The following is a 9,058-nucleotide window of genomic DNA, read 5'->3' on the forward strand; positions in this document are numbered from 1 at the left end:
CCGAATTTTCTTAGGGGGGCAGCGCCCCCTTGCCCCGTTAACCATTCTTAAACCACCTGCGCGCTAGGCATTAACCATGTTTAAACGCAGGATCGGGGAATGGCATGGTCGCACGCGCCTATACGGTGGCTTTTGAGGGCGTCGAGGCCAAACCGGTCGAGGTGCAATGCGCCATCACCCCCGGCCTTCCCGCCTTTTCGCTGGTCGGCCTGCCCGACAAGGCCGTCTCCGAGGCGCGCGACCGGGTGCGCACGGCTCTGTCCTCAATGGCGATTGCCCTGCCCTCCAAACGCATCACCATCAACCTCTCGCCCGCCGATATGCCCAAGGAAGGCAGCCATTTCGACCTGCCGATCGCACTTGCCCTGCTTGCGGCGCTGGAAATCATCCCGAAAGACGCCGCCGAGGGCACCATGGCCCTGGGTGAACTGTCGCTTGACGGCTCGCTGATCGCCGTACTCGGCGCTTTGCCTGCCGCCATGGCCGCCGCCGAAGAGGGCCGCATGCTGCTCTGCCCCAAGGCCTCGGGCCCCGAGGCCGCATGGGTTGGAAGCGTTCAGGTGATCGGCGCCGCCAACCTGGCGGATGTGGTGCGCCACTATACCGGTCAGGCGCCGATTGTCGCGTCTGAGCCCGGCGAGGTGACCGCGCCCCCCGGCGGGCGCGATCTGCGCGATGTCAAAGGTCAGGAGCGTGCCAAACGTGCACTGGAAATCGCCGCTGCAGGGCGTCATCACCTGATGATGGTCGGCTCGCCTGGATCAGGCAAATCCATGCTGGCCGCGCGCCTACCCGGCATCCTGCCGCCGCTGACCCCGACCGAGGCGCTTGAAACTTCGATGATCCACTCTCTGGCCGGTCTGCTGAGCGAGGGCGGCATCAGCCGCACCCGTCCGTTTCGCGAGCCCCATCATACCGCATCGATGGCGGCAATTGTCGGCGGCGGCCGCCGCGCAAGCCCCGGCGAAATCAGCCTTGCGCATAATGGCGTTCTGTTCATGGATGAGTTCCCCGAATTCCCCCGTGGCGTTCTTGAAACCCTGCGCCAGCCCATCGAAAGCGGCGAGGTCATGGTCGCGCGGGCCAATGCCCATGTGAAATACCCCTGTCGCTTCATGCTGGTCGCCGCCGCAAACCCCTGCAAATGCGGCCACCTGAGCGATCCCGCCCGCGCCTGTTCGCGCGCGCCGGTCTGTGGCGAGGATTACATGGGGCGGATTTCCGGCCCCTTGATGGATCGCTTTGATTTGCGCGTCGAAGTGCCGCCGGTGGCGTTTCGCGATCTCGACCTGCCGGCCTCGGGGGATGCCTCTGCGGCCGTTGCCGCACGGGTTGATACCGCCCGAGAAGTTCAGGCCGCGCGCTTCGCCGATCACCCCGACATGCGGCTCAATGCCGATGCCGAGGGTCAGGCGCTTGAGGATATCGCCAGCCCCGATGCCGAGGGTCGCGCCCTGATCAACCGCGTCGCCGAACGCTTTGGCCTTTCGGCGCGCGGTTATCACCGGGTGCTTCGGGTGGCGCGCACGATTGCCGATCTCGATGGCTCGCATTCCGTGCAGTACCCGCATGTGGCCGAGGCGGTCAGCTTTCGTTTGGCCGGGATGAAAGAGCTTTGATCCACCCCGCCACCTGGCGCAGGGTCACCATCGCCTCGGGCAAAAGCCCCTGAAACAACGGCCAGACATGCGGCAGGTCATGTTCAACCCTACAGTCAACCGCCACACCATTCGCCTCAAGCCGGGCCGCCATACGGCGCGTATCATCAAGCAGTATCTCGGTGCTCCCGACCGCAAGCCAGACCGGCGGCGCCCCTTTGAAATCCGCATTCAATGGCGAAGCCCGCGGATCATCGGCCTTCGCCCCCGCCAAATACTGCCGCCCCATTTCAGGCGCGCGCGACGCGGGCAAGACCACATCTGCCTTGGCATTGCGCCCAAGGCTTTCGCCGGAAAACGTAAGATCGGTCAGCGGCGAAAAGGCGAAACAGCCAAGCGGCGGCGCCAGACCCAACCGCGTGATTTCGCCCAATAGCGCAAGCGCAAGACCGCCCCCGGCACTGTCGCCGCCAAGGATAACGCCGCCGGGATGGTCGGCAATCGCGCGGTAGGCCGTCAAAGCATCCTCGACGGCGGCTGGAAAGGCATGCTCTGGCGCAAGCCGGTAATCGGGCAGGCAGGCGGGCAAGCCACAAAGCGACGACAGCCGCGCCAGCATCGCCTTGTGGGTACGCGGCGAGCCAAACACATAGCCGCCACCGTGAAAATAAAGGATCACCGGCCCGGCCCCCCGCGCGGCCCACGGTCCAGAAGCCCAAAGCACCGGCACGCCCCCAAGCGTTTCAACCTCGAAACGCGTGCCGCGCGGCGCGCGAAAAAACAGCCGCGCCTTCCTCTCAAAGCTTTTGCGCAGGTCGACCGGCCGTGCCGTGCGCGCCAGATGCGGCTTTTCCGTCATCCTCAGCCAGAGGTTCAGAACCGGGCGCATCAGGCTCATGCGCGCCTGGCCTCGATCGCCTCCCAGATTTTGGCGGCGATGTTCACGCCTTCAAAACGCTCCAGCTCCTGAATGCCGGTCGGCGAGGTCACGTTGATTTCGGTCAGATAGTTGCCGATCACGTCGATGCCGACAAAGACCTGACCTTTTTCGCGCAAAAGCGGGCCGATGGTAGCGCAGATTTCCAGGTCGCGCTCGGTCAGCTCTACTTTTTCAGGGCGCCCGCCGACGTGCATGTTAGACCGGGTCTCGCCCTGTGCCGGCACGCGGTTGATCGCGCCCACCGGCTCGCCATCGACCAGAATGACACGCTTGTCGCCATGTTTGATCTCGGGCAGGTATTTCTGCACGATCAGCGGTTCGCGGCTGAACCCGGTGAACAGCTCGTGTAGGCTGGAGAGGTTGCGATCGGATTCCGGCAGGTGAAACACCCCGGCGCCGCCATTGCCGTAAAGCGGTTTGAGGATCACATCGCCATGGCGCGCGCGAAAGGCGCGGATCGTCGCCAGATCGCGGGCAATCGCCGTGGGCGGCATCAACTGGGGGAAATCCAGAATCAAGAGTTTTTCGGGAAAGTTGCGCACCCAGAACGGATCGTTGACCACAAGGGTGCCGGGGCTCAGGCGATCAAGGATGTGGGTCGTGGTGATATAGAACATGTCAAACGGCGGGTCTTGCCGAAGCCAGACCACATCGAAATCAGCCAGATCGACCGTCGCCTCTTCACCAAGGCGGAAATGATCGCCCTCAACCCGCTGAACGCGAAGCGGCCAACCGCGTGCGGTGATGCGCCCCTCGTCATAAGCAAGGTTATCGGGAGTGTAATAAAAAAGCTCGTGCCCGCGCGCCTGCGCCTCTTCGGCAAGGCGGAACGTGCTGTCGCCGTTGATATTGATCGGCCCGATCGGATCCATCTGAAACGCGATTTTCATACTTTGCCCCTTTGTTCAGGTCTGCCACTTACATGCGGCATGGGCGGCAAAGGTGCAATTCAGAAATGACCAAAGGCGTTCTCGACGATCTCGACCGCGCCCGATCCGTCGACCGCCGCAAGGTCAAAGCGCACCGAGGCAAGCTGCCCCTCGGGTGTCTGGCCAAGATATTGCGCTGCCGCCTCGACAATCCGGCGGGCCTGCGCCGGGCGCAGCCGTGCCATGGCTAGGTCAACCGTCGCCGCCTTTTTGACCTCGCAAAACACGTAATCGTCTGCGTCACGCAGGATAAGGTCGATTTCGCCGCCCTGCCCGCGCCAGCGGCTGTGCAAGACCGCCACGCCGCGCGCGGCGTAGGCGCGGATCACGCCAGCTTCGGCGGCCTGTCCCGAAAGATAGGCGCGTTGGCCTTTCTCCTGACGTCGTGTAGCGACAGAGGCCGCGGTATGATCACCCTTGCCCTGATCCATTCCCGACACGCCCCTTTACGCAAATCCCCTAATCGTCGGCCGCAAGTTGCAGCGCGCGCTGATAGACCTGCCGCCTTGGCAGGCCAAGCTCGGCCGTCACCGCATCGGCGGCGTCGCGCACCGACAACCGCTCAAGCGCCTTGCTCAGGGCCAAGTCTAGGTCCTCTTCGCTAACATTTGTTGAACGCTTGCGGTCAATGATCACAACAATTTCGCCCTTGGGCGGGCTTTCGGCACAGCTCGCGGCAAGCTCGTCAAGCGTACCGCGCCGGACCTCTTCGAACTTTTTGGTCAATTCCCGGCACATCGCCGCCTCGCGCCCGCCGCCCAGAACAAGCGCCGCATCGCGCAGCATTGCCGCTACCCGCTTGGGCGATTCGTAAAACGCCAGCGTCGCGGGCACCTCCGCCAACTCGCCCATCACGGTTTTGCGCCGCCCCGTCGCGTTCGGCAAGAACCCCGCGAACAAGAACCGGTCCGTCGGCAGCCCCGCCAGCGTAAGCGCCGTGATCACCGCCGAGGGGCCCGGCGCCGAAATCAGGTCATAGCCTTCGGCCACCGCCGCGCGCCCCAGATCAAAGCCGGGATCGGCCACCATCGGCGTGCCAGCCTCAGAGGCGTAGACCACCGATTTTCCCTCGGCCAAAGCCGCCAGAATGCGCGGGCGCATGCGCTCTCCGTTATGATCGTGATAGGCCCAGATCGGGCGATCGCCGATCGGCACCCCGTGAATTTCCATCAAATGGCGCAGGCTTCTGGTGTCTTCGGCGGTGATCACATCCGCCGAGGCCAGGATATCCAGCGCGCGCAGCGTGATGTCACGCGCGGTGCCGATCGGTGTCGCGATCAGGTACAGGCCGGGGGCCAGTTTTTGCTTGTTAAGATTCACCACTGGACCCGCCCTCTCTGACGTTTATTATCGTCCGCAATCGCGTCTGGCCTCTGGCAAAGCGCAAAAAGGGAGTGAGACCATATCATGTTCGCCGTTTTAACTGTTATCCGCAAGCCATTCACCCGCCTCTTTGTGGTCTTCGCTGCCCTCTGGCTGGCCGCCTGTCAACCTGTATCGCTCTCCGATACCGGCGGTGCACCTACGAAACCGGGCGCTCCGATTACCGTGGCGCTCCTGGTGCCGCATGGCGCTGCGAGCCCGCAGGAGCAGCAATTGGCGCGCGATCTGGAAAGCGCGGCACGCCTTGCGGTATCTGATCTGGCGGGCGTCAAGATCGACCTGCGGGTCTATGGCACAGCCGGTCAGCCGGCACAGGCGCAAACCGCCGCCCTCAACGCCGTGGCCGATGGCGCGCGTATCATCGTCGGCCCGCTGCATGCCGAATCGGCGAATGCCGTGGCGGTTGCCGTGGCCAATAAAAACGTCAATGTTCTGGCCTTTTCCAACAATCCGACCATCGCGGGCGGCAATCTTTTCATTCTGGGCCAGACCTTTCAGACCACGGCGAATCGGCTTGCCAGTTTCGCCACCCGTCAGGGCAAGTCGCGGATCATGGCGGTCCATTCCAACAACCTTGCCGGTCAACTTGGCCGCGCCGCCATAGAACAGGCCGTGCGCGACAATGGCGCGACCCTTGCGGGCAGCATCGGCTATGAATTCTCGCAACAGGGCGTGGTGAGTGCCGTTCCTGCCATCCGCACCGCCGCCGAAACCAATGCCGCCGATGCGATCTTCATGACCGCTAACACCGCCGGCGCGCTGCCGCTGTTCTCGCAGATGCTTCCTGAATCCGGGCTTGGCCCCGACAGGTTGCAGTATATCGGCCTTGCCCGCTGGGATACGCCGCGCCAGACGCTGGACTTGCCCGGTGTTCAAGGAGGCTGGTTCGCCCTGCCCGATCCACAGCGCACCGCCCAGTTCAACAACCGCTTTCAGGCCGCCAATGGCACCGCCCCCCACCCGATTGCAGGCCTCGCCTATGACGGGATCGCAGCCATCGGCGCGCTTGCAAAATCCAATCAGCGCGAGGCCCTGGGGCGCAATGCCCTGACCCAACCCGCCGGGTTTCAGGGCGTGAACGGCGTCTTCCGCCTGCGCGCGGATGGCAGCAACGAGCGCGGCCTTGCCGTGGCGACAATCCGCAACAAACAGGTCGTGATCCTTTCACCGGCCCCGCAAAGCTTTGGCGGCGCAGGGTTTTGATGTCACAGGGTTTTGACGGGGGTCAAACAACCACAGCATGACACAGACCATCACCCGCCGGGACGATCTTATCTGTCCGGCCGACTATATCTTTGACATCAGCGCCGTCGAAGCGCGGCTTGAGCAAGCCGTAAGCGAGAGTGGCGGCGACATGACGGCACTGCGCGGCGGCGTCGTCGAGGTTCTTGGCGCCGAAATGAAACGTGGCCGCGAGGCGATTGCCGCAGGCTTTGCCGAGCACCCGTTCGAGGCCCGCCAGGTGACCCGCGCCTATTGCTGGCTGACCGATTGCGTGATCCTGACAACGCTTGATATCGCCACCCGCGTGATGCACCCGCTGCCCAACCCGACCGAGGCCGAGCGCCTTGCGGTCTTTGCCGTTGGTGGATACGGGCGCGGTGAAATGGCGCCGCAATCGGATGTAGATCTGTTGTTTCTCACCCCCTACAAGATCACCCCCTGGGCCGAGAGCGTGATCGAATCTATGCTCTATGTCCTGTGGGATCTGCGCCTCAAGGTCGGCCATGCAAGCCGCACGATCCGCGATTGTCTGCGTCTGGGGGCCGAGGATTACACGATCCGCACTGCCCTGCTGGAAAACCGCCATCTGGCCGGCGATGCCAAGCTGGCCGAAGACCTCAACCGCCGCCTCTGGGACGAGCTTTTCAAGGACACCGAACGCGACTTTACCGAAGCCAAGCTTGCCGAACGCGACGCGCGCCACGAAAAGCAGGGCGAGCGTTATATGGTCGAGCCCAACGTCAAAGAGGGCAAGGGCGGCCTGCGCGATCTGCAATCGCTGTTCTGGATCGCCAAGTACCTGCACCGGGTCACCGATGTCAGCGAACTTGTGGCGCTTGGCATGTTCACCGACGATGAATTCAGCACCTTCGCCAAGGCCGAGAATTTTCTCTGGGCGGTGCGCTGTCATCTGCATCTGATCACCAAGCGGCCCAATGACCAGCTGACCTTTGACATGCAGGTCGAGGTCGCCGATCGCATGGGATATTCCGATACCGCCGGGCGGCGCGGCGTCGAGGTGTTCATGCAGGATTATTTCCGCCACGCCACCGCCGTGGGCGATCTGACGCGGATTTTCCTGACCAAGCTTGAAGCGACGCAGATCAAGTCAGAGCCGTTGTTGCAGCGCCTGTTCCGCCGCCGCAAAAAGCTAAAGGACGGCTATACCGAGGTGCATGGCCGTCTTGCGATTGTCGATGACGGCGCGTTTCTGTCCGATCCTCTCAACCTGTTGCGGCTGTTTGAAGAGGCGCTGCGCACCGGGCTTTTGATCCATCCCGACGCGATGCTTCTGGTCACCGCCAACCTGAACCTGATCAACGATCAAATGCGCAACGATGCGCGCGCGCCCAAGCTTTTCCTTGATCTGCTGCTCAAACATGGCAACCCGGAACGCGCGCTGCGCCGGATGAACGAGCTTGGCGTGCTGTCTGCCTTTTTGCCCGAATTCGAGCCGATCGTCGCGATGATGCAGTTCAACATGTATCATCATTACACGGTCGACGAACATATCATCCAATGCATCAGCCACCTCGCCCAGATCGAGCGCAGCGAATTGATCGAGGAACTGCCGGTCTCCTCGACGATCCTGAAAGAGGGGCTCAATCGCCGGGTGCTTTACGTGGCGCTTTTGCTGCATGATATCGGCAAGGGGCGGGATGAGGATCACTCGATCCTCGGTGCCATGATTGCGCGCAAGGTGGCGCCGCGTCTGGGGCTGAAGCCGAAAGAGGTCGACACGGTGGAATGGCTGGTGCGCTATCACCTCCTGATGTCGGATATGGCCCAGAAACGCGATATCGCCGACCCGCGCACGGTGCGCGACTTTGCCAAGGCGGTGCAGACCCGCGAGCGGCTTGACCTGTTGCTGTTGCTGACGGTCTGCGACATCCGCGGCGTGGGACCTGGCACCTGGAACAACTGGAAAGCCTCGCTGTTGCGTGCGCTCTATCGCCAGACCCGCCGCGCCATGGAAGGCGGGCTAGAGGATCTTAACCGCGAACAGCGCGGCTCGGATGCCAAACGCAACCTGCGCGAGGCGCTGAGCGACTGGGACGCCAAGGATCTCAAGGTCGAAACAAGCCGCCACTATCCGCCCTATTGGCAGGGCTTGCATGTCACCGCCCACGAGGTCTTTGCCCGGCTTCTGCGCGGTCTGCACGAAGATGATATCGCCATTGATCTGGCCATCGACGAGGATCGCGATGCCACCCGTGCGTGCTTTGCGCTTGCCGATCATCCGGGCATTTTCTCGCGCCTGGCCGGTGCCCTGGCCCTTGTCGGCGCCAATGTGGTCGACGCGCGCACCTATACGTCAAAGGACGGGTTTGCCACGGCGGTGTTCTGGATTCAGGATGCCGATGGCCACCCGTTTGAATCAAGCCGCCTGCCGCGCTTGCGCCAGATGATCCACAAGACGCTTCTGGGTCAGGTGGTGGCCCGCGACGCGATCAAATCGCGCGACAAGCTCAAGAAACGCGAGCGCGCCTTCAAGGTGCCGACGCATATCACCTTTGATAATGACGGCTCGGAGATCTACACGATCATCGAGGTCGACACCCGTGATCGCCCGGCCCTGCTCTATGATCTGACCCGCACGCTGGCCGCGGCCAATGTCTATATCGCCAGCGCCGTGATCGCGACCTTTGGTGAACAGGTGGTCGATACCTTCTACGTCAAGGATATGTTCGGCCTGAAATTCTACTCCGAGGCAAAGCGCGCCGCTCTCGAACGTAAATTGCGCAGTGCCATCGACGCCGGATTTGAACAGGCCACCACATGATCCCGGCCTCTGTGACATGGGCGCTCTCCAAATCCGTAGGGTGGGTGAAACCCACGCTCCCGGACCATAAAGGGTCTGTCCGCATCTCGTGTTGGTCTGCTATGCGGGGCGGTTTCAACGGGTCGATGCAACACATGCATTGAAACGCTCGGCGGGTGTTTCGTAGTTGAGCGTTTTTCGGGGTCGTTCGTTGAGCTGCCTT

General features: G+C 62.7%; 7 protein-coding genes. 3 read left to right on the plus strand and 4 right to left on the minus strand.

Features of this window, described 5'->3' with window-relative positions:
* Positions 1 to 104 precede the first annotated feature (104 nt).
* The gene (locus tag BUB78_RS14675; protein ID WP_073199249.1) at positions 105 to 1,619 is read left to right on the plus strand and encodes a YifB family Mg chelatase-like AAA ATPase; all 1,515 of its coding nucleotides are present in this window, start codon (positions 105 to 107) and stop codon (positions 1,617 to 1,619) included.
* On the opposite strand, the gene BUB78_RS14680 is transcribed toward BUB78_RS14675, so the two are convergent.
* The 4 genes from BUB78_RS14680 to rsmI are packed head-to-tail and all read right to left on the minus strand — an operon-like array spanning position 1,585 to position 4,790.
* On the minus strand, positions 1,585 to 2,496 hold the full coding sequence (locus BUB78_RS14680) for an alpha/beta hydrolase (protein ID WP_073199251.1): 912 nt from the start codon (positions 2,494 to 2,496) through the stop codon (positions 1,585 to 1,587). The genes BUB78_RS14675 and BUB78_RS14680 overlap by 35 nt on opposite strands.
* On the minus strand, positions 2,493 to 3,428 hold the full coding sequence (gshB, locus tag BUB78_RS14685) for a glutathione synthase (RefSeq protein WP_073199253.1): 936 nt from the start codon (positions 3,426 to 3,428) through the stop codon (positions 2,493 to 2,495). Before gshB ends, BUB78_RS14680 begins: the two co-directional genes overlap by 4 nt.
* A gap of 59 nt (positions 3,429 to 3,487) precedes the next feature.
* Positions 3,488 to 3,898, minus strand: a complete 411-nt coding sequence (locus BUB78_RS14690; protein ID WP_073199255.1) for a YraN family protein — start codon at positions 3,896 to 3,898, stop codon at positions 3,488 to 3,490.
* A 28-nt stretch (positions 3,899 to 3,926) separates the two neighbouring features.
* The gene (gene rsmI, locus BUB78_RS14695; protein WP_170865081.1) at positions 3,927 to 4,790 is read right to left on the minus strand and encodes a 16S rRNA (cytidine(1402)-2'-O)-methyltransferase; all 864 of its coding nucleotides are present in this window, start codon (positions 4,788 to 4,790) and stop codon (positions 3,927 to 3,929) included.
* Positions 4,791 to 4,874: 84 nt separating this feature from the next.
* Here rsmI and BUB78_RS14700 point away from each other — a divergent pair, with 84 nt between their 5' ends.
* Both BUB78_RS14700 and BUB78_RS14705 read left to right on the plus strand, forming a co-directional pair.
* Positions 4,875 to 6,053, plus strand: coding sequence for a penicillin-binding protein activator (locus tag BUB78_RS14700; RefSeq protein WP_073199257.1), 1,179 nt, complete (start codon positions 4,875 to 4,877; stop codon positions 6,051 to 6,053).
* Positions 6,054 to 6,090: 37 nt separating this feature from the next.
* Positions 6,091 to 8,856, plus strand: a complete 2,766-nt coding sequence (locus tag BUB78_RS14705; RefSeq protein ID WP_073199259.1) for a [protein-PII] uridylyltransferase — start codon at positions 6,091 to 6,093, stop codon at positions 8,854 to 8,856.
* Positions 8,857 to 9,058: the final 202 nt, after the last annotated feature.

This window comes from Roseovarius marisflavi (assembly GCF_900142625.1).
In the GTDB taxonomy this organism is placed as follows: domain Bacteria; phylum Pseudomonadota; class Alphaproteobacteria; order Rhodobacterales; family Rhodobacteraceae; genus Roseovarius; species Roseovarius marisflavi.

Coding starts and splice junctions, on each gene's coding strand:
- BUB78_RS14675 (WP_073199249.1), top strand. CDS start 105: ATGGTCGCACGCGCCTATACGGTGGCTTTTGAGGGCGTCGAGGCCAAA.
- BUB78_RS14680 (WP_073199251.1), bottom strand. CDS start 2,496: ATGAGCCTGATGCGCCCGGTTCTGAACCTCTGGCTGAGGATGACGGAA.
- gshB (WP_073199253.1), bottom strand. CDS start 3,428: ATGAAAATCGCGTTTCAGATGGATCCGATCGGGCCGATCAATATCAAC.
- BUB78_RS14690 (WP_073199255.1), bottom strand. CDS start 3,898: ATGGATCAGGGCAAGGGTGATCATACCGCGGCCTCTGTCGCTACACGA.
- BUB78_RS14700 (WP_073199257.1), top strand. CDS start 4,875: ATGTTCGCCGTTTTAACTGTTATCCGCAAGCCATTCACCCGCCTCTTT.
- BUB78_RS14705 (WP_073199259.1), top strand. CDS start 6,091: ATGACACAGACCATCACCCGCCGGGACGATCTTATCTGTCCGGCCGAC.